Source organism: Hylemonella sp. GW821-FHT10B10, assembly GCF_059415585.1.
On record NZ_JBWKNN010000001.1, the window covers coordinates 1,069,542 to 1,090,655 of the forward strand.

20 protein-coding genes and 1 tRNA gene are annotated in these 21,114 nt (G+C 63.6%); 16 read left to right on the top strand and 5 right to left on the bottom strand.

Annotation, left to right across the window (positions count from 1 at the left end; translation table 11 throughout):
* Positions 1-3: 3 nt before the first annotated feature.
* The 4 genes from AC07NT_RS05260 to AC07NT_RS05275 all read right to left on the bottom strand — a co-directional run bounded on the left by AC07NT_RS05260 (position 4) and on the right by AC07NT_RS05275 (position 4,210).
* Positions 4-1,188 carry a dihydrodipicolinate synthase family protein gene (locus AC07NT_RS05260; protein ID WP_498597486.1) on the bottom strand — a complete coding sequence of 395 codons (1,185 nt, stop codon included), beginning with the start codon at positions 1,186-1,188 and terminating at the stop codon, positions 4-6.
* Positions 1,189-1,247: 59 nt separating this feature from the next.
* Positions 1,248-2,411 (bottom strand): Gfo/Idh/MocA family protein, encoded by a 1,164-nt coding sequence (locus AC07NT_RS05265; protein ID WP_498597485.1) that lies wholly within the window; start codon positions 2,409-2,411, stop codon positions 1,248-1,250.
* Positions 2,412-2,432: 21 nt separating this feature from the next.
* Positions 2,433-3,410: a tripartite tricarboxylate transporter substrate binding protein gene (locus tag AC07NT_RS05270; protein ID WP_498597484.1), complete on the bottom strand. Its 978-nt coding sequence runs from the start codon at positions 3,408-3,410 to the stop codon at positions 2,433-2,435.
* Between the two features lie 149 nt (positions 3,411-3,559).
* Positions 3,560-4,210, bottom strand: coding sequence for a TetR family transcriptional regulator (locus AC07NT_RS05275; RefSeq protein ID WP_498597483.1), 651 nt, complete (start codon positions 4,208-4,210; stop codon positions 3,560-3,562).
* 149 nt (positions 4,211-4,359) lie between these two features.
* Here AC07NT_RS05275 and AC07NT_RS05280 point away from each other — a divergent pair, with 149 nt between their 5' ends.
* Entirely contained in the window at positions 4,360-6,057 is a 1,698-nt protein-coding gene (locus tag AC07NT_RS05280) for a thiamine pyrophosphate-binding protein (RefSeq protein WP_498597482.1), read from the top strand.
* 89 nt (positions 6,058-6,146) lie between these two features.
* On the opposite strand, the gene AC07NT_RS05285 is transcribed toward AC07NT_RS05280, so the two are convergent.
* A complete protein-coding gene (locus tag AC07NT_RS05285; RefSeq protein WP_460487985.1) occupies positions 6,147-6,626 on the bottom strand; it encodes an SWIB/MDM2 domain-containing protein in 480 nt (159 codons plus the stop codon).
* Between the two features lie 452 nt (positions 6,627-7,078).
* On the opposite strand from AC07NT_RS05285, the gene AC07NT_RS05290 reads away from it, so the two are divergent.
* From AC07NT_RS05290 to AC07NT_RS05360, 15 genes are all read left to right on the top strand, one after another.
* Positions 7,079-7,468 (top strand): gamma-glutamylcyclotransferase family protein, encoded by a 390-nt coding sequence (locus AC07NT_RS05290; protein ID WP_498597481.1) that lies wholly within the window; start codon positions 7,079-7,081, stop codon positions 7,466-7,468.
* A 335-nt stretch (positions 7,469-7,803) separates the two neighbouring features.
* Complete coding sequence (gene aceA, locus AC07NT_RS05295; RefSeq protein ID WP_498597480.1) at positions 7,804-9,123, top strand: isocitrate lyase; 1,320 nt, start codon at positions 7,804-7,806, stop codon at positions 9,121-9,123.
* 261 nt (positions 9,124-9,384) lie between these two features.
* On the top strand, positions 9,385-10,482 hold the full coding sequence (locus AC07NT_RS05300) for a Rossmann-fold NAD(P)-binding domain-containing protein (protein WP_498597479.1): 1,098 nt from the start codon (positions 9,385-9,387) through the stop codon (positions 10,480-10,482).
* 50 nt (positions 10,483-10,532) lie between these two features.
* Positions 10,533-10,802 (top strand): MoaD/ThiS family protein, encoded by a 270-nt coding sequence (locus AC07NT_RS05305; RefSeq protein ID WP_498597478.1) that lies wholly within the window; start codon positions 10,533-10,535, stop codon positions 10,800-10,802.
* A 24-nt stretch (positions 10,803-10,826) separates the two neighbouring features.
* A complete protein-coding gene (locus tag AC07NT_RS05310; protein WP_498597477.1) occupies positions 10,827-11,945 on the top strand; it encodes a WD40/YVTN/BNR-like repeat-containing protein in 1,119 nt (372 codons plus the stop codon).
* Between the two features lie 21 nt (positions 11,946-11,966).
* Complete coding sequence (locus AC07NT_RS05315) at positions 11,967-12,581, top strand: 2'-5' RNA ligase family protein (protein ID WP_498597476.1); 615 nt, start codon at positions 11,967-11,969, stop codon at positions 12,579-12,581.
* A 192-nt stretch (positions 12,582-12,773) separates the two neighbouring features.
* Positions 12,774-14,708, top strand: a complete 1,935-nt coding sequence (thrS, locus tag AC07NT_RS05320) for a threonine--tRNA ligase (RefSeq protein ID WP_498597475.1) — start codon at positions 12,774-12,776, stop codon at positions 14,706-14,708.
* A gap of 80 nt (positions 14,709-14,788) precedes the next feature.
* Positions 14,789-15,385 (top strand): translation initiation factor IF-3, encoded by a 597-nt coding sequence (gene infC, locus AC07NT_RS05325; RefSeq protein WP_498598499.1) that lies wholly within the window; start codon positions 14,789-14,791, stop codon positions 15,383-15,385.
* 218 nt (positions 15,386-15,603) lie between these two features.
* Complete coding sequence (gene rpmI / locus AC07NT_RS05330) at positions 15,604-15,807, top strand: 50S ribosomal protein L35 (RefSeq protein ID WP_057675808.1); 204 nt, start codon at positions 15,604-15,606, stop codon at positions 15,805-15,807.
* Positions 15,808-15,832: 25 nt separating this feature from the next.
* Complete coding sequence (gene rplT / locus AC07NT_RS05335) at positions 15,833-16,192, top strand: 50S ribosomal protein L20 (protein WP_174252392.1); 360 nt, start codon at positions 15,833-15,835, stop codon at positions 16,190-16,192.
* Positions 16,193-16,356: 164 nt separating this feature from the next.
* On the top strand, positions 16,357-17,409 hold the full coding sequence (gene pheS / locus AC07NT_RS05340) for a phenylalanine--tRNA ligase subunit alpha (protein ID WP_498597474.1): 1,053 nt from the start codon (positions 16,357-16,359) through the stop codon (positions 17,407-17,409).
* Between the two features lie 32 nt (positions 17,410-17,441).
* Complete coding sequence (gene pheT / locus AC07NT_RS05345) at positions 17,442-19,874, top strand: phenylalanine--tRNA ligase subunit beta (RefSeq protein ID WP_498597473.1); 2,433 nt, start codon at positions 17,442-17,444, stop codon at positions 19,872-19,874.
* Positions 19,875-19,921: 47 nt separating this feature from the next.
* Positions 19,922-20,266 (top strand): integration host factor subunit alpha, encoded by a 345-nt coding sequence (locus AC07NT_RS05350; RefSeq protein ID WP_460487978.1) that lies wholly within the window; start codon positions 19,922-19,924, stop codon positions 20,264-20,266.
* Between the two features lie 214 nt (positions 20,267-20,480).
* Positions 20,481-20,936 carry a MerR family transcriptional regulator gene (locus AC07NT_RS05355; protein ID WP_498597472.1) on the top strand — a complete coding sequence of 152 codons (456 nt, stop codon included), beginning with the start codon at positions 20,481-20,483 and terminating at the stop codon, positions 20,934-20,936.
* A 51-nt stretch (positions 20,937-20,987) separates the two neighbouring features.
* Positions 20,988-21,064 (top strand) — tRNA-Pro (locus AC07NT_RS05360).
* The last annotated feature ends 50 nt before the right edge of the window (positions 21,065-21,114 follow it).

A 21,114-nucleotide genomic window follows, 5' to 3' on the forward strand; every position in this document is an offset into this window, starting at 1 on the left:
AACTCACTCCACGCCGTGCAGGGCCAGCAGCGTCTTCATGCGGCGCACGGCCAGCTCGGGCTGTTCCAGCAAGTTGGCGGCATCGGCCAGGCGGAACAGTTCGGCGAAGTGCACCAGCGAACGCGTGCTCTGCTGGCCGCCGACCATGGTGAAGTGGCTCTGGTGGCCGTTGAGCCAGGCCATGAAGACCACGCCGGTCTTGTAGTAGCGCGTGGGCGCCGCGAAGATGTGGCGCGAGAGCGGCACGGTGGGTCCCAGGATGTCGTGGAAGCGCTGGGTGTTGCCCTTGGCCAGCTCGCCCAGGGCCGCGCTGGCGGCCGGTGCAATGGCGTCGAAGATGCCCAGCAGGGCATCGCTCTGGCCGTGCATCGCTTCCTTGCCCCAGCCGTCGCCAGCGATGAGCTCGGCGTAGTTGAAGTCGTCGCCCGTGTACATGCGCACGCCCTTGGGCAGGCGCCGGCGCATGGCGATTTCCTTGTCCTTGTCGAGCAGGGAGATCTTGATGCCGTCCACTTTGTCCGGGTGTGCGGCGATCACGGCCAGCGCCGTGTCCATCGCCTTGTCGGCATCCACATTGCCCCAGTAGCCCTTGAGCGCCGGGTCGAACATGTCGCCCAGCCAGTGCAGCACGACGGACTGTTTGGCTTGGCTCAGGATGCGATCGTAGACACGCTCGTAGTCTGCCGGGCTCTTGGCCACGCGGGCCAGCGCACGGCTGGCCATGACGATGAGCTTGCCGCCGAGTTTCTCGATGGCTTCCATCTGGGTCTCGTAGCCGCGGATGACTTCGTCCACGGTCTTCACGTCTTCGAGCACCAGGTGGTCGGTGCCGCAGCCCGAGGCCACAAGTGCGCCCGGCATGTCCTTGGCCGCATCCAGCGAGCGGCGGATCAGTTCGAGCGAGGTGGGCCAGTCCAGTCCCATGCCGCGCTGTGCGGTGTCCATGGCCTCGGCCACGCCCAGCCCTAAGGACCAGAGGCGGCGGCGGTAGGCTATGGTTGAATCCCAGTCCACGGCGCATTGCAACCAGGGGTCGATGGCGGCGCGCGGGTCGGCCACCACGTGGGCGGCCGAGTAGGCGATGCGATTGAAGGCGGGTTTGCCGGCGGGCTGCACCGGGGTGCTGCCGCTCAAGGTGTAGGACTGCAGGCAACCTTGAAGGTCGGGCAGTTGCAAGGTCAGGGCCATGGAGGGTTCCTTAGGGTCGGCAGAGTTACGGGCCGCTGTCAGTGGCGGCCCGTGTGCACTCAGACTTTCAGCGCGGGCACGTCGACCCAGCGGCGTTCTTTCCAGCTCTGCAGCGCGGCTTCCACCAGCTGCACGCCCTTGGCGCCTTCGGGCAGGGTCCAACGGTAGGGCTCGTTCTCCACCACGTGGCGGATGAAGTGTTCCCACTGGATCTTGAAGCCGTTGTCGTAGAACTGCGTGTCCGGTACTTCCTGCCACTGCTCGGTGAAGTTCATGGTCTGCTTTTCGTCCGGGTTCCAGACCGGGCGCGGCGTGTTGACGCGCGACTGGGCCTTGCAGGAACTCAGGCCGGCGACGGCCGAACCGTGTGTGCCGTCGACGTGGAAGGTGACCAGGTCTTCGCGGTTCACGCGGGTCGCCCAGGACATGTTCAGTTGCGCGATCACGGGCTCGCCGTTGTGGCCCGTGAGTTCTGCCGTCGCGTAGGCGGCATCGTCGGCGGTGGCCTTGTAGGGCTTGCCGGCTTCGTCCCAACGCTCGGGGATGTGCGTGGCGCCTATGCACGAGACGGACTTCACTTCGCCGAACAGGTTGTCCAGCACGTAGCGCCAGTGGCACATCATGTCCAGGATCATGCCGCCGCCGTCTTCCTGCCGATAGTTCCAGCTCGGGCGCTGGATGGGCTGCAGATCACCTTCGAACACCCAGTAGCCGAACTCCAGGCGCACGCTGAGCATGCGGCCGAAGAAGCCGGCGCGGCGCAGCATGTCGAGCTTGCGCAGGCCGGGCAGGAAGAGCTTGTCCTGCACGGCGCCGTGTTTGAGCCCGGACTTCTCGGCCAGGCGCGCGATCTCCACCGCCTCGTTGAGGTTGGTGGCGATGGGCTTTTCGCAGTAGACGTGCTTGCCGGCGCGGATGGCCTTGGCCAGCAGTTGCGGGCGCATCTGCGTGGTGCCGGCGTCGAAGAACACGGTGTCGTCCTTGTTGGCCAGCGCCTTGTCCAGGTCCGTGCCCCAGCGTTCGATCTTCCAGGTCTTGGCCAGGGCTTCCATCTTCTCGGCATTGCGGCCGATCAGGATGGGGTCGGGCATGACCTTGTCGCCGTTGGACAGGGTGACCCCGCCCTGGGCTCGGATGGCCACGATGGAGCGGATCAGGTGCTGGTTCATCCCCATGCGGCCGGTCACGCCGTGCATGATGATGCCGAGTTTTTGCGTAGGCATTCTTGCGTTCTCTCTTCAGGTTTACTGGGGTTCCAGGCCGGCGGCCTTGACAAGCTTGGCGTTGCTGGCGATCTCGTTCTTGATGTAGGCGTCGAAAGCTTCGGGCTTGAGCGTCCATGCGTCGGCACCGACCTTGACGAAGCGCTCCTTCACGTCGGGCGAGGCCAGGGCCTTGACCACCTCGTCGTGCAGGCGATTGACGATGTCACGCGGGGTCTTGGCCGGGGCCATCATGCCGATCCAGAAGTTGAACTCCGAGCCCGGCACACCGGCTTCGGCCGTGGTGGGCACATCGGGCAGGGAACTGGCACGGCTGGGCGAGCCCACGGCCAGGGCCTGCAGTTGGCCGCCCTTGATCTGGCCGATCACCGGGGCGATGGGCGAAAAGTAGTAGTCCACCCGCCCGGCCATCACCTCGGTCACGGCCTCGGCCGAGCCCTTGAAGGGGATGTTGGTGGCCTGGATGTTGGCGGCCATCTTGAACTTCTCGGCGTTCAGGTGCGTGGCGCTGCCCTGGCCGGCCGAGGCAAAGTTCAGGCTGCCGGGCTTGGCGCGTGCGGCGGCCAGCAGCTCGCCCAGGTTCTTGTAACCCTTGGACGGGGCGATCACCAGCACGTTCGAGAGTGAAGAGATGGGTGTGATGCCCGCGAAGTCGCCCACGGTGTCGAACGGCAGCTTGATGAAGGTGGAGGGGCTGACCGTGTGCGAGGACGAGTGGATCATGATGGTGTAGCCATCGGGCGCGGCCGTGGCCACGGCGGCCTGGCCGATGGTGCCGCTGGCGCCGCCGCGGTTGTCCACCACCAGGGGCTGGCCCAGGCTGGCGCTCATCTTGTCGGCGATGGCGCGCGCAATGATGTCGGTGGTGCTGCCGGCGGCGAAGGGCACGATCACACGGATGGGCTTGTTCGGGTACGCGCCCTGGGCGCTGGAGTGTGCGGGCAGCAGGGCCGCGCCGGTGAGAGCGGCAGCGAGTGCAAGACGGGCAAGTTTCTTCATGATGTCTCCTGGTATGGGCATGAACGGATGCGCACCACGGCAGTTCGGGGCGATGAGGTCGCACATCGGCTTGCCGGATTTAATTCACCAAAAGGTGAATAGAGGCATTCTAGAAACCCGACCGGGCTGGCGTCAAGCGCCGTCCGTCGTCAGTCCCTCAGTACATACCCTAGGATGACGTCGCTCATGTGCGACAGGCGCTCGTTAAGAGCCTTGGGCACCATCAGGTCGCGGCCGAAGATGGCCGAGAGCGTGTGCTTGTTGTTCAGGTAGAAATAGGCCATGCCGGCGATGGAGACGTAGAGCTGCATCGCATCGATGCCGCCACGGAAGACGCCATCGCGTCGCCCGCGCTCCAGGATCTCGGCCAGGGTTTCGATCAGCGGCAGGTTGGTCTTGCGCGCGCGAGATGAGTGCTCCAGGTGCCGCCCGTGCTCCAGGTTTTCGCTGTTCAGCAGAGTGAGAAATTCGGGGTGTTCGAGGTAATAGTTCCAGGTGAACTCGGTCAGCCGGCGGATGGCCTGGGGCGGCGGCATGTCGGTCAGGTGCAGTTGCTGCTCGGCCGCGCGGATGTCGGCGTAGGCGGCCTCGAGCACGGCCAGGAAGAGCTCGTCCTTGCTGGTGAAGTAGTAGTAGATCAGGCGCTTGTTGAGCCCGGCGCGTTCGGCAATGCGGTCCACGCGCGCGCCGGCCAGGCCGTACTGGGCGAACTCGTCGCGCGCAGCCAGCAGGATCACCTGTTGCGATCGGTCGGCGTCGCGCGAGCGCGGTTCTTCAGCGGCGGGGGTCTTGGCTGCCATGGGTTGAATTTAACTGATTGGTGAATTAAATCAAGCTTTCGAGGGGTTGGTATGGCGAGAGCCGTGGCGCCACGACACAACGTCTGCCGAGGCTACACGCATAATCGAACGCATCAGCCACACCCCCCAGAGCGATACGGGAACGATACATGAGACTACAAGCAGCAGGACACCTGATCGTGCAATGCCTGATCGAGCAGGGCGTGCAACATGCCTTCGGCGTGCCAGGTGAGAGTTTCCTGGCCGTGCTCGACGGTTTTTATGCCTACCGCGAGCAGATCCAGTTCGTCATCAACCGCCAGGAGGGTGGGGCCGCCTTCATGGCCGAGGCGCACGGCAAGCTCACCGGTCGCCCCGGTGTGTGTTTCGTCACCCGCGGTCCCGGCGCCACCAATGCCTCCATCGGCGTGCACACGGCTTTCCAGGATTCGACGCCCATGGTGCTTTTCGTGGGCGACGTGGCCAGCGACATGCGCGACCGTGAGGCCTTCCAGGAAGTCAACTACGAATCCTTCTTCGGTCCCAGCACCAAGGGTTTCGCCAAGCGTGTGGAGCGCATCGACGACGCGCGCCGTATCCCCGAGTACATCGCTCGCGCCTTCGCCACCGCCATGAACGGTCGCCCCGGCCCCGTGGTCTTGGTGCTGCCCGAGGACATGCTGGTGCAGATGGTCGATGTCGCACCGCTGCCGCGTGTGGAAGCCGTACAGGCCTGGAGCGATCCGGGTTCCCTGCGCAACCTGCGCGAGATGCTGTTGCAGGCGCAGCGCCCCCTGGTGGTGGCTGGCGGCGGCGGCTGGACACCACAGGCTGCGCAGGCACTGCAGCGTTTTGCCGAGAACTGGAAGCTGCCCGTGAGCAATGCCTTCCGCTTCCAGGACACCTTCGACAACCTGCACCCGCAGTACGCGGGCGATATGGGCATCGCGCCCAACCCCAAACTGGCCAAGCGCATCCTCGAGAGTGACCTCATCCTCGCCATCGGGCCGCGCCTGGGCGAGATGACCACCGGTGGTTACACCCTGCTCGAAGTGCCGAAACCGAAGCAGAAGCTGGTGCACATCCACAGCAGCGCCGAGGAGCTCAACCGCGTCTACCAGGCCGATCTCGCCATCCACGCCACCATGAACGCCGCCGCACGTTCGCTGGAGGTGCTGACCGCACCGCCGACCGTTGCCTGGGAGGCGTGGACCCAGGCCTGCCAGGCCGACTACCAGGCCAATCTGGTGCCGCAGGCCCTGCCGGGTGCGATCGACATGCCGGCCATCGTTTCCCTGGTGCAAAAGCACTTGCCGGCCGACACGGTGGTCACCAACGGCGCCGGGAACTTCGCGAGCTGGGTGCACCGTTTCTGGCGCTACCGCGGCCTGGCTCATGGCGACAAGACCCAGCTCGCGCCGACCAGTGGTGCCATGGGCTACGGCGTGCCCGCCGGCATCGCCGTGGCCATCACCCAGGGGCGCATGGCCTTCACCATTGCGGGCGACGGCGACTTCCTCATGAACGGGCAGGAGCTGGCCACGGCCGTGCAGTACGGCGCCAAGACGCTCATCGTGCTGCTCAACAACGGCATGTACGGCACCATCCGCATGCACCAGGAGCGCGAGTTCCCGCAGCATGTCAGCGGCTCGCAGTTGCAGAACCCGGACTTCGTGGCCCTGGCGCGGGCCTATGGGTATGCCGGCGCGCGCGTCACGCGCACGGACGAGTTCGAGGCGGAGCTCAAGGCCGCCGTGGCGCGGCCCGAGGGCACCTTGATCGAAGTCATGCTCGACCCAGAGGTGATCACCACACGCGGCACCCTGGGCGCCATCACCCAGGCGGCGCTGGCGCGTCAGAAGAAGTAGAGGCAGGGCACAGGCCGCGGCGGTCGCCGCGACCGGGCATAAAAAAAGCCGGCTTTGCAGCCGGCTTTTTCGTAAACGGGGTGAGCCGATTACTTGAGGTGCTTACCGATCAGGGCAGCCATCTCGAACATCGAGACTTGTGCCTTGCCGAAGATGGCCTTCAGCTTGTCGTCAGCGTTGATGTTGCGCTTGTTGACCTTGTCTTGCAGGCCGTTCTTCTTGATGTAAGCCCACAGCTTGCTCACGACTTCCGTACGCGGCAGGCCAGCGGAACCCACCACTGCGGCCAGGGCCGGGCTCGGGGTCAGGGGCTTCATGAAGGCCGCGTTGGGGGTGCGCTTCTTGGCCGGAGCCTTTTTCTTCGCAGCCTTTTTGGCGGGGGCCTTCTTGGCAGCGGCCTTCTTCGCCGGAGCCTTCTTCGCAGCCGGCTTCTTAGCCGGAGCCTTCTTGGCAGCGGCCTTCTTCGCCGGAGCCTTCTTCGCTACCGCCTTTTTAGCGGGAGCCTTTTTCGCAGCAGCCTTCTTGGCCGGAGCTTTCTTGGCCGGAGCCTTCTTCTTTGCAGTTGCCATGATTGAATTTCCTCTTCTAGAAGTTGATTAATCACCAGAGGGAACTGCTTCCTCTCCGGTATTGCGGATGCTATAGGAGAAAAAACGCATCTCCAAGCGAAAAGTGTGTTTTCTCCCTCTGAGATGTTGTTTTTTTCATCGCGATTTTCGGGCTGCTACGCTCTGCAAATCGCTTTTCTCCCTCTGGCGTCGCCTTCCGGAGGGGCTCGACACGCTCGGCGGCGAGAGGGAAAACATGCGCACACAGACCTGCTACTGCCCCAATTTCTCCTCTGGAGAAACGGTTTTTCCGCCTCTGTTGACTCGCTCACGCGGCGCGCCAACAGCGCTGCGGCGCCGTGGCTGCGCCGGGTTCCCGTCGTCGCGCACGCCTTCTGCGGCCAGTGTCGCCGCCTGAACAAGCCCGGCAAGCCGCTTCAAAGCCCCTAGGGGCCCGCCAAGGACACTTTCCCATGCCTCACCAGCCCGACCTCCATGTTTTCGTCTACGGCACCCTGCGCCGCGGCGAGATCAACGACATCAACCGCCTGCAGCCGGCGCCGCGCTATCTGGGGTTGGCCCGCCTGCGTGGCCTGCTCTACGACCTGGGGCCCTATCCCGGGCTGGTCCTGGGCGGCGAGGGCTGGGTGCAAGGCGAGGTCTATGCCATCGGGCCCGAACTCGAGCATGCGCTCGACCGCATCGAAGAGGTGGCACCCGTGCCCAGCGGCGAATACATGCGCCGCCATGTCGAGCTCGAGCTCGACGGCCAGCGCCTGCGCTGCCTGGTCTATGAGATCGATCCGCAACGCGTGCATGGCAGGCCGCGCATCCTTTCGGGGGATTGGCGGCGGCGCTGCTGAGCCATCGACCGGGCTGTGCCTGCCTCACTTGCTGCGCCGGGCGCGATCCCTCGGTGTACCTGGTGTCTGCATTTCAAAACGAACCCATCTCATTTCATGATTCGAAATTTGTTGCTGATGCATCGCAGCAAAATTTCTCAATACGAGATATGGAATTTCACATAGAGAATTTTTTATCGCAAGTGATTGATTTTTAATGAAATAAAATATGTCTTCTATAAGACACAAGAGGTTTTAAAAGTCTTATAGAAGACTTAAAGTAGAGCCATCGATCCAGGCCGCCATGCAGCTACAGGACCGACCGGTTTCATCCACCAAGCTCTAGGAGTTACACCATGCCGCAGACCCTGACCGAACAGCTCAGCCGTGAGCAACAAATCGCCGCCCTGGAAAAAGACTGGGCCACCAACCCCCGCTGGAAGGGCATCGAGCGCGGCTACAGCGCTGCCGACGTGGTGCGTCTGCGTGGCTCCTTCCCCATCGAGCACACCATCGCCCGTCGCACCTCCGAAAAGCTGTGGGACATGCTGCACAGCGAGCCCTACGTCAACTGCCTGGGTGCCCTGACCGGTGGCCAGGCCATGCAGCAGGTCAAGGCTGGCGTGAAGGCCATCTACCTGTCGGGCTGGCAGGTTGCCGCCGACAACAACACCTATTCGTCCATGTACCCGGACCAGTCCCTGTACCCGGTGGACTCGGTGCCCAAGGTCGTCGAGACCATCAACAACACCTTCCGCCGCGCTGACGAAATCCAGCACTCCAAGGGCATCGACGCCGGTCACAAGGACTACATCGACTACTTCGCCCCCATCGTGGCTGACGCTGAAGCCGGTTTCGGCGGCGTGCTCAACGCTTTTGAGCTGATGAAGGCCATGATCCGCGCCGGCGCCGGTGGCGTGCACTGGGAAGACCAGCTGGCTTCCGTCAAGAAGTGCGGCCACATGGGCGGCAAGGTGCTGCTGCCCACGCGCGAGTCCTGCCAAAAGCTGATCGCTGCGCGCATGGCTGCCGACGTGATGGGCGTGCCCACCCTGGTGATCGCCCGTACCGATGCCGAGGCCGCCGACCTGCTGACCTCCGACTACGACGAGATCGACAAGCCCTTCCTGACCGGTGAGCGCACCGCCGAAGGTTTCTACAAGACCCGCAAGGGCCTGGACCAGGCCGTGGCTCGCGCCAACGCCTATGCCCGCTACGCCGACCTGGTGTGGTGTGAGACCGGCACGCCCGACCTGGACTTCGCCAAGAAGTTCGCCGACGCCGTGCACAAGGTGCACCCGGGCAAGATGCTGGCCTACAACTGCTCGCCTTCCTTCAACTGGAAGAAGAACCTGGACGACGCCACCATCGCCAAGTTCCAGCGTGAACTCGGCGCCATGGGCTACAAGTACCAGTTCATCACCCTCGCTGGCATCCACTCCATGTGGTACAACATGTTCGACCTCTCGCAGGACTACGTGAAGCGCGGCATGACCGCCTACGTGGAGCGCGTGCAGGAGCCCGAATTTGCCGCCCGCGACCGTGGCTACACCTTCGTGTCCCACCAGCAGGAAGTCGGCACCGGCTACTTCGACGACGTCACCACCGTGATCCAGGGCGGCAAGTCCAGCGTCACGGCACTGACCGGTTCCACCGAAGAAGAGCAGTTCCACTGATCTGAAGCGGCGTTTTTGCAGCCCGCGGGAGCGCCCGCGGGCTTGCAAACAAAAGCGAAGCCGGGTCAGCAGGGGCATGCTGAATGTCAAACCCATAAGCTTTTCTTCTGCTTGCAAGTAGAAATATTTAATTTACCTTATTTATTTCGTTTCTTATATTCCCTACATGCCGAGTGCGGCCGGTTGCCACAACAGAACAACGATGTGACAGGCCCAGGGCAACGATTTCAAAAAACTGGAGTTCCGCAAGGAAACAATCAAATGGCCAAGAAGTACAAAGTCTTGATTCTGGGCGCCTCCTACGGCTCCCTGCTTGCCAGCAAGCTGCTCATGGGTGGCCACTCGGTGAGCCTGGTGTGCCGCAAGGACACGGCCGACCTGATCAACCGCGAAGGCACACGTGTGCGCATGCCGGTCCGGGGTCGTGAAGGCCTGGTCGAGATCGATTCGCGCCAGCTGCCCGGCACGCTGGACGCCGTTACGCCCGAGACCACGCAGCCCAGCCAGTACGACCTGGTCTGCCTGGCCATGCAGGAGCCGCAATACAGCGCCAAGGGCGTGCGCGAACTCATGCAGGCCATCGCCCTGGCCAAGGTGCCTTGCATGTCCATCATGAACATGCCGCCCCTGCCTTATCTGGCCCGTATCCCCGGCCTGGACGCCAGCGGCCTGCGCGCCTGTTATCACGACGCCACGGTCTGGGACCATTTCGAACCCGGCCTCATGACCCTGTGCAGCCCCGACCCCCAAGCCTTCCGCCCGCCGGAAGAGCAGCCCAATGTGCTGCAGGTCGGCCTGCCCACCAACTTCAAGGTGGCCCGCTTCGAGAACCCCGCCCACACCGCCATGCTCGAGCAGATGGAGGCCGACATTGCCGCCGCCCGCCTGATGGTCAATGGCGAGGCGCTGGACCTTCCCGTCAAGCTCAAGGTCTTCGACTCCATCTTCGTGCCGCTGGCCAAGTGGGCCATGCTGCTCACCGGCAACTACCGTTGCATCGGCGCCGAAGGCATGCGCTCCATCAAGGACGCCGTGCACGGTGACCTCGAGAAGTCGCGCGAAGTCTACGAGTGGGTGGTGGCCCTGTGCGTGATGCTCGGTGCCAAGCCTGACGACATGGTGCCCTTCGACAAATACGCCGCGGCCGGCACCGGCCTGCTCAAGCCGTCTTCTGCTGCCCGTGCCCTGGCGGCCGGTGCCACCGACATCGAGCGCATCGATCTGGTGGTCAAGCTGGTGGCAGAGCAAAAGGGTCTGTGCCACGAGTCCATTTCCAACACGGTCAAGGTCATCAACGGCTGGCTGGCCCGCAACCGCAAGCAGCAGGCCGAAGTGGCCCCCAAGGGCGTGCCCGCCTGACGATGCGCTGATCTGCAGCGTTCGCGCTGACCTGGCGGTATAGTTTTGCCATGGTCAGCGTCGAATTTGCGGCCTCTTTGCAGCGGCATAAAGCCTGCGCGCCTCAGCGCGTGCCGGCCGGGTCGCTGGCGGCCGTGCTGGCGCAGGCCTTTGAAGCCGAGCCAGGCCTGAGGCACTACGTGCTTGACGATCAGGGCCACATCCGCAAGCATGTGGCCGTTTTCATCAACGGCACGCTGCACCAGCTGCGCCAGCGCCTGGACCTGCCGGTGGCCGACAATGCCAAGGTGCTGGTCATCCAGTCTCTCACCGGTGGCTAGCGTCCGCACACGAGGAGGCCGCTTGTGAAATCCGCAAACACATTGCTCGTCGGCAGCCGTAAAGGCTTGTTCGTGATCGAGCAGCGCTCCGCAGGGCACTGGGGCATCGTTGCGCATCACTTTGCCGGTGAACCCGTCAGCCAGACCCTGGCCGACCCGCGCACCGGCATCTGGTACGCCGCCCTGCGTTTAGGGCATTTCGGCGTCAAGCTGCACAAAAGCGCCGACCGCGGAAAGACCTGGCAGGAGATCGCGTCTCCCGCGCTGCCCGTCAAACCCGATAGCCCGGCCTGGGCCGATGACCCTGTCCCGTGGAACGTCGAGATGATCTGGTCGCTGGCCGCCGGCGGCGTTAACCAGCCTGGGCGCTTGTGGGCCGGCTGCATGCCCGCGGCGCTGTTTCGCAGCGACGACGGCGGTGCCAGCTGGCAGCTGTGCCAGAGCCTCTGGCTCGACGAGCGGCGCAAGCAATGGATGGGCGGAGGCAACGACTACCCGGGCATGCACACCGTGTGTGTGGTCCCGCGTGATGCCAATCGCGTGACGGTGGCCATCTCCTGCGGTGGTGTCTGGATCACCCCTGACGCGGGTGCCACCTGGGAAATCGCCGGCAAGGGGCTGAAGGCACCCTACGTGCCGGCCGAACTGGCCGACGATCCCAACACCCAGGACCCGCACCGCGTCTCGGTCTGTGCCGCAGCGCCTGACGTGATGTGGTTGCAGCACCATGAAGGCCAATACCGTTCGGTCGATGCGGGCCGCAGTTGGACTCGGCTGCCGCGCAACGCCGCGGTGGGTGATTTTGGCTTTGCGGTGCTGGCCCATCCGCGCGATCCGAAGCGGGCCTGGTTCGTGCCCGCCGAGGCCGACGCCAAGCGCTATGCGCCCGATGCGCGCATGTGCGTGCTGCGCACAGACGATGGGGGTGCCACGGCGCAGGTCTATCGCAAGGGCCTGCCCACCGGCGCTGCCTACGATTTGATCTATCGCCACGGTCTGGCCGGCGCTGCGGACGGCCAGACGCTGGCCATGGCTTCCACCACCGGGGGCTTGTGGATCAGCGAGGACGCGGGTGAGAGCTGGCTATCGGCCAGCCAGAACCTGCCGCCGGTGGCTTCGGTGGGGTTTATTGGCGGCGAATGACAGGCGAAAGGAGAGCGTGACATGTTGGATGACCAGATGAACCTGTTTGGATCTGGTGGCGAACCGCCCAGCTCCTCACGCCCAAGCCCTGGGTCAGCGCGAGCACCACGCAAGCACCACCAGCTGTTCTTCGCTATCCGCCCTGATGCACAAGCAGCCCAGGAAATTGCCAAGCTGGGGGCCCGCCTGGACCAGCAGTACGGAATTGGCGGTCAGCCGCTGAAACCAGACCACCTGCACGTCACGCTGCATGCCATCGGCGCATACGACGAGATACCCGATGCTGTTCTGCTGGCGGCCAGACAGGCAGCCGACGCGGTGCGTGCGGATGCCTTCGACGTGGTGTTCGATCGTGCGATGACCTTTGCCGGCTCGCGGCCCTATGTCTTGTGCGGGGGCGAGGGCGTGGAGCCGGTGAAGGCCCTCTGGCTGAAGCTGGGGATGGAGTTGGCCAACGTGTTCCCATTCAAGAAAACGTCTTATACGCCCCATATGACCCTGTCTTACAAGGGGCGTCACATGGCTGAGCACCCCATCGAGCCCATCCGCTGGACCGCGCGCGAGTTTGTGCTGATCGACAGCCATTTGGGCAAGAACCGCCATGACCCCGTGGGGCACTGGCCTCTGCGGGTTTGACTGCGGTTAAAATCACGCACCAACTTCTGTAAGAGCGAGAAAGGCACCCTGGTTATGACACCGCGAACTACCACCGCCGGCGAGAGAGATCCCAGGGGTTGCTAGTCCGCGCGCCCTTGGGCGCAAGGTACTTTCCAGATTCAACGAGGCGCGGCATCCACCGCGCCTTTTTCATTTTCAGAGCGAGCACACATGGTTCAGATCACGCTACCCGACGGTTCCAAACGCGATTTCCCCGGCCCGGTCACGGTGGCCGAGGTGGCTGCCTCCATCGGCGCCGGCCTGGCCAAGGCCGCTTTGGCCGGCAAGATCAATGGCAAGGTCGTTGACACTAGCTACCAGATCACCGCCGACAGCCCGCTGTCCATCGTCACCGCCAAGGACGCCGATGGCTTGGAAGTCATCCGCCATTCCACGGCCCACCTGCTGGCCTACGCCGTCAAGGAGCTGTTCCCCGACGCGCAAGTCACCATCGGCCCGGTGATCGAGCACGGCTTCTATTACGACTTCTCCTACAAGCGTCCCTTCACCCCCGAAGACCTGGCCGCCATCGAAAAGAAGATGGGCGAGCTGGCCGCCAAGGACGAGCCCGTGGTGCGCCGCGTGCTGCCGCGCGATGAGGCCGTGGCCTATTTCAAGAGCCTGGGCGAGCACTACAAGGCCGAGATCATCGCCAGCATCCCGGCCAATGAAGACGTCAGCCTCTACCGTGAAGGCAAGTTCGAAGACCTGTGCCGCGGCCCCCACGTGCCCAGCACCGGCAAGCTCAAGCACTTCAAGCTCATGAAGGTGGCCGGCGCCTACTGGCGCGGCGACCACCGCAACGAGATGCTGCAACGCGTCTACGGCACGGCCTGGGCCAGCAAGGAAGAACTGCAGCAGCACCTAACCATGCTCGAAGAAGCCGAGAAGCGCGACCACCGCAAGCTCGGCCGCGAGCTCGACCTGTTCCACCTGGACGAGCATTCCCCCGGCACCGTGTTCTGGCACCCCAAGGGCTGGACGGTCTGGCAGGAGGTGGAGCAGTACATGCGCCGCGTCTACCGCGATAACGGCTACCAGGAGGTCAAGGGCCCGCAGATCCTGGACAAGGCCCTGTGGGAGAAGACCGGCCACTGGGACAAGTACCGCGAGAACATGTTCACCACCGAGAGTGAAAAGCGTGACTACGCCTTGAAGCCCATGAACTGCCCGGGCCACATCCTGATCTACAAGCAGGGCATCAAGAGCTACCGCGAACTGCCCCTGCGTTTCGGCGAATTCGGCGCCTGCCACCGCAACGAACCCACCGGTGGCCTGCACGGCATCATGCGCGTGCGCGGCTTCACGCAGGACGACGGCCACATCTTCTGCACCGAAGACCAGATCCAGGCCGAGGTCAAGGCCTTCACCACCCTGCTGCAGAAGGTCTACAAGGACTTCGGCTTCACCGACATCATCTACAAGCTCTCTACCCGGCCCGAAAAACGTATCGGCTCCGAGGAAAGCTGGGACCGCGCCGAGGCCGCCCTGGCCGCAGGCCTGAAGGCCTCGGGCTGCGAATTCGAGTACCTGCCGGGGGAGGGGGCCTTTTACGGCCCCAAGATCGAATACACCCTGAAAGACGCCCTGGGCCGCCCATGGCAGTGCGGCACCATCCAGGTGGACCCGAACATGCCCGAACGCCTGGACGCCGAGTTTGTGGGCGAGGACGGCAACCGCCACCGCCCCATCATGCTGCACCGGGCCATCCTGGGCAGCCTGGAGCGTTTCATCGGGATTTTGATCGAGGAACACGCCGGCGCGCTGCCCACCTGGCTGGCCCCGGTGCAGGTTTCGGTGCTCAATATCACCGACGCCCAGAGCGATTACTGCCTGGAAATCGCCCAAAAACTGAAGAAATCATTGCCAAATCAAGAACTTAGGGTTCAGACAGACCTGCGCAACGAGAAAATTACGTATAAAATACGGGAGCATTCGATGCAGAAGCTGCCTTACATCCTGGTCGCAGGCGACAAGGAAAAGGCAGCAGGCGCCGTCGCAGTGCGTGCCCGGGGTAACAAAGACCTCGGTGTGATGTCCCTCGAAGCCTTTGTGCAACTCATCGCGGACGACATCGCTCACAAATCAGTCGAGCAGGCCTCCTGAAGGGCCAGACGGCAGGTTTTTGGTGCGTACCAAGGCGGTCTCAGCCACCCATGGGTGGCAAAGTTTTAAGGAATTGAACCATCGCTACTGAATTTCGTGATCGTCGCCAGCGCGAAGAGCGCAAGCACCGCCTGAACCGTGAAATCATGGCCACCGAGGTCCGGATTTCCGGCCCCGAGAATGAGCCCATGGGGGTGGTGAGTCTGGCAGAGGCCCTGCGTTTGGCAGGCGAGATGGATGTGGACCTGATCGAAACAGTGGCCACCGCGAATCCTCCCGTCTGCCGCCTGATGGACTACGGCAAGTTCAAGTTCCAGGAGCAGAAGAAGGCCGCCGAGGCGAAATCGAAGCAGAAGGTCATCGAGGTCAAGGAAATCAAGTTCCGGCCCGGTACCGACGATGGTGACTACAACATCAAGTTGCGCAATATCAAGCGCTTCTTGGAAGAAGGTGACAAGTGCAAGATTACCTTGCGCTTCCGTGGTCGAGAGATCACGCACCAGGAGCTCGGTATGGCCATGCTCGACCGCATGCGTGCCGATCTGGCGGATCTGATCGTTGTCGAGCAGTATCCCAAGCTGGAAGGCCGGCAGATGATCATGATGATCGCGCCGGGCAAGAAAAAGGCCGGTGGTGCTGCGGCACCCAAGCCTGCTGCAGAAGCAGCGCAAGGTTAAGTTTTTTCCTGCGGGTTGCAGAACCGGCGGGAAATGCCGGGAAGGCGAAAGCTTTCCCGAAACGCGGCGGGGTAACACCCGCAGCGAGGGTGGTGGGGTCAAACCCACCGCTGCAGTGACAGGTGTCAAAGCCGGTCACTCAACAAGTGGCTCGGGGCCTACAAGGCTGGAAAAGGTTTCCAGACGCCTCGCGAGCACAAGGTAATAGGAGCATTTACATGCCCAAGATGAAGACCAAGAGCGCAGCGAAGAAACGCTTCCGCGTTCGTCCCGGTGGTACCGTCAAGCGCGGCCAAGCCTTCAAGCGTCACATTCTGACCAAGAAGACCACCAAGAACAAACGCCACCTGCGGGGTTCCACCGCTGTGCATGCGACCAATATGGGTCACATGGCACAGATGTTGCCCGGCCAAGGCATTTAATTAACGACGAACAAGGAGTAATCACATGCCTCGCGTCAAACGTGGTGTAACGGCTCGCGCCCGCCATAAAAAAGTTCTCGCCCTTGCCAAGGGCTTCCGCGGTCGCCGCGGTAACGTCTTCCGCATCGCCAAAGAAGCGGTGATGAAGGCTGGGCAATATGCCTACCGTGACCGCCGTACCAAGAAGCGTGTCTTCCGTCAGCTGTGGATTGCCCGTATCAACGCGGCAGCCCGTCAGTGCGGCATGACCTACAGCCAGTTCGCCAACGGCCTGAAGAAGGCCCAGATCGAGATCGATCGCAAGGTGCTGGCTGACATCGCTGTGCACGACATGACGGCTTTTGCCGGCATCGTGGAGAAAGTCAAGGCCAAGCTGGCTGCTTGATCTTCACGCCAGGAAGGCGGCCGTCAGGCCGGCCTTCCCTGCACAAGAAACAAGGGCTGGAGCTTGAACAAAGCTTTGGCCCTTTTTCATTGCGCCGGGCGATCCGGAGAGCGCAGACCACTCTGCGCTGCCCCGATCACTTTGCAGCTCACGGACAAGAACACATGAACGAGTTGGACGCCATCGTCAGCAGCGCACAGAGCGCCTTTGCCCAGGCTGTGACCCCGGCCGACCTGGAAAACGCCAAGGCGCGTTTCCTGGGCAAGACCGGCAGCATCACCGAGCTGATGAAGGGCATGGCCGCCCTCAGCGTCGAAGAAAAGAAGAGCCGCGGCGCGGCCATCAACGTGGCCAAACAAGCCGTTGAAGCTGCCCTCAACGCCCGTCGCCAGGCTCTGGCCGATGCCGAGCTCAACAAGCAGTTGCAGGCCGAGGCGCTCGACGTGTCGCTGCCCGGCCGCGCGCGCGGCACCGGTGGCCTGCACCCCGTGAGCCTGACCATGGAGCGCATCGAGGCCATCTTCGGCTCCATGGGTTTTGAAGTGGCCCAGGGTCCTGAGATCGAAGCCGACTGGTACAACTTCACCGCGCTCAACACGCCCGAAGACCACCCCGCGCGCTCCATGCACGACACCTTCTACGTGGAAGGCGGCAGCGCCAAGGCGCCCAACCTGCTGCGCACGCACACCAGCCCGGTGCAGGTGCGCCATGCGCTGCAGCACGTGGCCGCCCACAAGGCCCTGATCGACGCCGGCCAGCCCATGCCGGAAATTCGCGTGATCTGCCCGGGCCGCACCTACCGCGTGGACAGCGACGCCACCCACTCGCCCATGTTCCACCAGTGCGAAGGCCTGTGGATCGGCGAGAACGTGAGCTTCAAGGACCTCAAGTACCTCTTCACCGAGTTCTGCCGCACCTTCTTCGAGAGCGACGATCTGGTGCTGCGTTTCCGTCCCAGCTTCTTCCCCTTTACCGAGCCCAGCGCTGAGATCGACATCCAGTTCCAGAGCGGCCCCTTGGCCGGTCGCTGGCTGGAAGTGGCCGGCTCCGGCCAGGTGCACCCGAACGTGGTGCGCAATATGGGACTGGACCCCGAGAAGTACATAGGCTTCGCCTTCGGCATGGGCATGGACCGTTTCACCATGCTGCGCTACGGCGTCAACGACCTGCGCCTGTTCTTCGACGGCGATCTGCGTTTCCTCTCGCAATTCCGTTGAACCCAGCCTGACCTGACAAGAAGACCAACACCATGCAATTCCCCGAGTCCTGGCTGCGCGAATTCTGCAACCCGCCGCTCTCCACTCAGCAACTGGCCGACACGCTCACCATGGCCGGCCTGGAGGTGGAAGAACTGCGCCCCGTGGCCCCGCCTTTCACCAAGATCGTCGTCGGTGAAATCAAGGAGGCCGTGCAACACCCCAATGCCGACCGTTTGCGCGTGTGCCAGGTGGACGTGGGGCAGGGCGCTCTGCTCAATATCGTCTGCGGTGCGCCCAATGCGCGCGTGGGCATCAAGGTTCCCTGTGCTTTGGTCGGTGCTGAATTGCCGCCCGGTGAAGACGGGAAGCCTTTCCTGATCAAGCTTGGCAAGCTGCGAGGCGTGGAAAGCCAGGGCATGCTGTGCTCGGCCCGCGAGCTCAAGCTGTCCGAAGACCACGGCGGCCTGCTGGAGCTGGCCGCTGATGCATCCATCGGCAAGGACATCCGCCAGGTGCTGAACCTGGACGACACGCTCTTCACCCTCAAGCTCACGCCCAACCTCGCGCACTGCCTGTCCGTCTACGGCGTGGCGCGTGAAGTGGCCGCGCTGACCGGCGCGCCCCTCAAGGCCTCGAGCTTCCCGCCCGTGGCCACCAAGATAACCGACAAACAGGCCGTGAAGATCAGCGCGCCCGAGCTCTGCGGCCGTTTCTCTGGCCGCATCGTGCGCAACGTGAATACGAAAGCCGCTACGCCCCAGTGGATGGTGGACCGCCTGGCCCGCTGCGGCCAGCGCAGCGTGACCGCGCTGGTGGACATCTCCAACTACGTGATGTTCGAGTTCGGCCGCCCGAGCCACATCTTCGACCTGGACAAGATCCACGGCACGCTGGACGTGCGCTGGGGCAAGCCGGGCGAACAGCTCAAGCTGCTCAACGGCAACACCGTCACCGTCGATGGTGAAGTGGGCGTGATCGCCGATGACAAGGCGCTGGAGTCGCTGGCCGGCATCATGGGCGGCGACGCCACCGCCGTGTCGGATGACACCCAGCACGTCTACGTGGAAGCCGCCTTCTGGTGGCCCAAGGCGATTGCCGGCCGTTCACGCCGCTACAACTTCGCCACCGACGCCGGCCACCGCTTCGAGCGCGGTGTGGACCCCGAGTTGACCGTGGAGCACATCGAGCGCATCACCCAACTCATCGTGGACATCTGCGGCACGCCCACTACGGCCTGCGGCCCCGTGGACGACCAGCAGGTCAAACTCCCCACGGCCCTGCCCGTGACGCTGCGCGTGGCACGCGCGGCCAAGGTCATCGGCATGCCGCTGACGCAGGCGCAATGCGCCGACGCGCTCAAGCGCCTGGGTCTGCCGCTGGTGGAGAGCGAAGGCAAGATCACCGTCACCCCGCCGCTGTATCGCTTTGACCTGCAGATCGAGGAAGACCTCATCGAAGAGGTGGCGCGCCTGGTGGGCTACGAACAGCTGCCGCACACCCCGCCGCTGGCACCCGTGGTGCCCAAGAGCCGTCTGGAAGCGCAGCGCAGCCCCTTTGCCGTGCGCCGCCAGCTGGCTGCCCTGGGTTACCAGGAAACCATCAACTACAGCTTTGTGGACGAGCGCTGGGAGCATGAGCTGGCGGGCAACGCCCAGCCCATCAAGCTCATGAACCCCATCGCCAGCCAGATGGGCGTGATGCGCTCCTCGCTGCTAGGCTCGCTGCTGCAGGTGCTCAAGTTCAACCTGGACCGCAAGACCGAACGCGTGCGCATCTTTGAGGTGGGCCGTGTCTTTTTGCGTGATGCCTCGGTGCCCGATAGCGTGAGCAGCGTGCAGGGGTTTGCCCAACCCATGCGCGTGGCCGGCCTGGCCGTGGGCGGTGTGGACACCATGCAGTGGGGCGCCAAGGAACGCGCCGTGGACTTCTACGACGCCAAGGGCGATGTGGAAGCCTTGCTGGCCCCGCGCCAGCCCGCTTTTGAAGCCGCCGAACACCCGGCCATGCACCCCGGCCGCTGCGCCCGTGTGCTGCTGGATGGCAAGGCCATTGGCTATGTGGGCGAGCTGCACCCGCGCTGGCGCCAGGGCTACGAGCTGGCCCAGACCCCGGTGATGTTCGAGCTGGAGCTCGACGCCGTGCTCGCCCGCGACGTGCCGGCCCTCAAGGCCATGAGCAAGTTCCAGGCGGTGGAGCGGGATTTGGCCGTCATCGTCGCCGAGGCCGTGAGCCACGCCGCGCTCATGCAAGCCATCTGGGCCGCGCCCACGGCCGGCCTGCTGCGCCATGCGATACTGTTCGACGTCTACCGCGCCAAGCCGGGGGCAGCCTCGGCCGGTCTGGCCGAGGGCGAGAAAAGCCTGGCCGTGCGCCTCACGCTCAACAGCGACGAGGCCACGCTGACCGAGGAGCAGATCGAAACCAGCGTGCAGGCCGTGCTGGCCACGCTGCAGAAGCAGGTGGGCGCGCGGCTGCGGGCCTGAACGGGATACGCGAGAACACGAACAACAATCGAGACGGCGGAATCATCATGGAAATCACGGTCGAAAGTCTGGAAACCCCCGCGCTGACCAAGGCGCAGCTGGCTGAACTGCTGTTTGAGCAGATCGGGCTGAACAAGCGCGAGTCCAAGGACATGATCGACGCCTTCTTCGACCTGATCGCCGACAGCCTGGTCAACGGCAACGACGTGAAGATCTCGGGCTTCGGCAACTTCCAGATCCGCACCAAGGCCCCGCGCCCCGGCCGCAACCCGCGCACCGGCGAGGCCATCCCCATCGAAGCGCGCCGTGTGGTCACCTTCCACGCCAGCCACAAGCTCAAAGAACAGATCCAGGAAGAGGGCGGTCGCCCGGCTTCTCGCATCGCCGCCTGATCTCCCCGCCCGGCCCGCCGCAGGCCGGTGCATTCCCATCCCTTTTCAGGCCGTTTCTCGGCCATCCGGCCCCATTTCGGGGCCCGGTCTGTGGCTGCCCGTCACCCCGATCCCGGGAAAAACCCGGCTTTTCGAGATTCCGTGCAAACAGGCTTTGCATCCACCCCTGACTTAGAGTAACCTAGAAGCTTTCCCTCGTATCACATTGATTTCAATGGAGAATGCGCTCCCTCCCATCCCCGCGAAACGCTACTTCACCATCGGTGAGGTCGGCGACCTGTGTGGCGTCAAGCCTCACGTGCTACGGTATTGGGAGCAGGAGTTCACCCAGCTGCGGCCCATGAAGCGGCGCGGCAACCGCCGCTATTACCAGCACCACGAGGTGCTGATGATCCGCCGCATCCGCGACCTGCTCTACGACCAGGGTTTCACCATCAGCGGCGCCCGCAACAAAATGCAGGAGATCCTGTCCGCCGAGCGCGACAAGAAGCGCGCCGGTGAGGTCATGCTAGACGGGGTGGAAGTGCTGGAGATGAACGAACCGTCCGACCTGGACGACTTCAGCGAGAGCCAGCTGGTGGAAGACGACTTGCCCGCCACCATCGACAAGCTGCACCTGGTCAAACGCGAACTCACCGAAATCCGCGACCTGCTCGCCGGCAGCTTCTGATCGGCCCACCCGGGAAACGACGTTTTCTCCGGGTATAATTCAAGGCTCGATCGGTGTGTGGCGCAGCCTGGTAGCGCACTTGCATGGGGTGCAAGGGGTCGAAGGTTCGAATCCTTTCACACCGACCAATCGATAAATGACAAACGCCGCTAGTGGAAACACTGGCGGCGTTTTTCTT

Excerpts from the sequence above, each read along its gene's own strand:
- AC07NT_RS05260 (WP_498597486.1), bottom strand. The coding sequence starts at position 1,188 with ATGGCCCTGACCTTGCAACTGCCCGACCTTCAAGGTTGCCTGCAGTCC.
- AC07NT_RS05265 (WP_498597485.1), bottom strand. The coding sequence starts at position 2,411 with ATGCCTACGCAAAAACTCGGCATCATCATGCACGGCGTGACCGGCCGC.
- AC07NT_RS05270 (WP_498597484.1), bottom strand. The coding sequence starts at position 3,410 with ATGAAGAAACTTGCCCGTCTTGCACTCGCTGCCGCTCTCACCGGCGCG.
- AC07NT_RS05275 (WP_498597483.1), bottom strand. The coding sequence starts at position 4,210 with ATGGCAGCCAAGACCCCCGCCGCTGAAGAACCGCGCTCGCGCGACGCC.
- AC07NT_RS05280 (WP_498597482.1), top strand. The coding sequence starts at position 4,360 with ATGAGACTACAAGCAGCAGGACACCTGATCGTGCAATGCCTGATCGAG.
- AC07NT_RS05285 (WP_460487985.1), bottom strand. The coding sequence starts at position 6,626 with ATGGCAACTGCAAAGAAGAAGGCTCCGGCCAAGAAAGCTCCGGCCAAG.
- AC07NT_RS05290 (WP_498597481.1), top strand. The coding sequence starts at position 7,079 with ATGCCTCACCAGCCCGACCTCCATGTTTTCGTCTACGGCACCCTGCGC.
- aceA (WP_498597480.1), top strand. The coding sequence starts at position 7,804 with ATGCCGCAGACCCTGACCGAACAGCTCAGCCGTGAGCAACAAATCGCC.
- AC07NT_RS05300 (WP_498597479.1), top strand. The coding sequence starts at position 9,385 with ATGGCCAAGAAGTACAAAGTCTTGATTCTGGGCGCCTCCTACGGCTCC.
- AC07NT_RS05305 (WP_498597478.1), top strand. The coding sequence starts at position 10,533 with ATGGTCAGCGTCGAATTTGCGGCCTCTTTGCAGCGGCATAAAGCCTGC.
- AC07NT_RS05315 (WP_498597476.1), top strand. The coding sequence starts at position 11,967 with ATGTTGGATGACCAGATGAACCTGTTTGGATCTGGTGGCGAACCGCCC.
- thrS (WP_498597475.1), top strand. The coding sequence starts at position 12,774 with ATGGTTCAGATCACGCTACCCGACGGTTCCAAACGCGATTTCCCCGGC.
- rpmI (WP_057675808.1), top strand. The coding sequence starts at position 15,604 with ATGCCCAAGATGAAGACCAAGAGCGCAGCGAAGAAACGCTTCCGCGTT.
- rplT (WP_174252392.1), top strand. The coding sequence starts at position 15,833 with ATGCCTCGCGTCAAACGTGGTGTAACGGCTCGCGCCCGCCATAAAAAA.
- pheS (WP_498597474.1), top strand. The coding sequence starts at position 16,357 with ATGAACGAGTTGGACGCCATCGTCAGCAGCGCACAGAGCGCCTTTGCC.
- pheT (WP_498597473.1), top strand. The coding sequence starts at position 17,442 with ATGCAATTCCCCGAGTCCTGGCTGCGCGAATTCTGCAACCCGCCGCTC.
- AC07NT_RS05350 (WP_460487978.1), top strand. The coding sequence starts at position 19,922 with ATGGAAATCACGGTCGAAAGTCTGGAAACCCCCGCGCTGACCAAGGCG.
- AC07NT_RS05355 (WP_498597472.1), top strand. The coding sequence starts at position 20,481 with ATGGAGAATGCGCTCCCTCCCATCCCCGCGAAACGCTACTTCACCATC.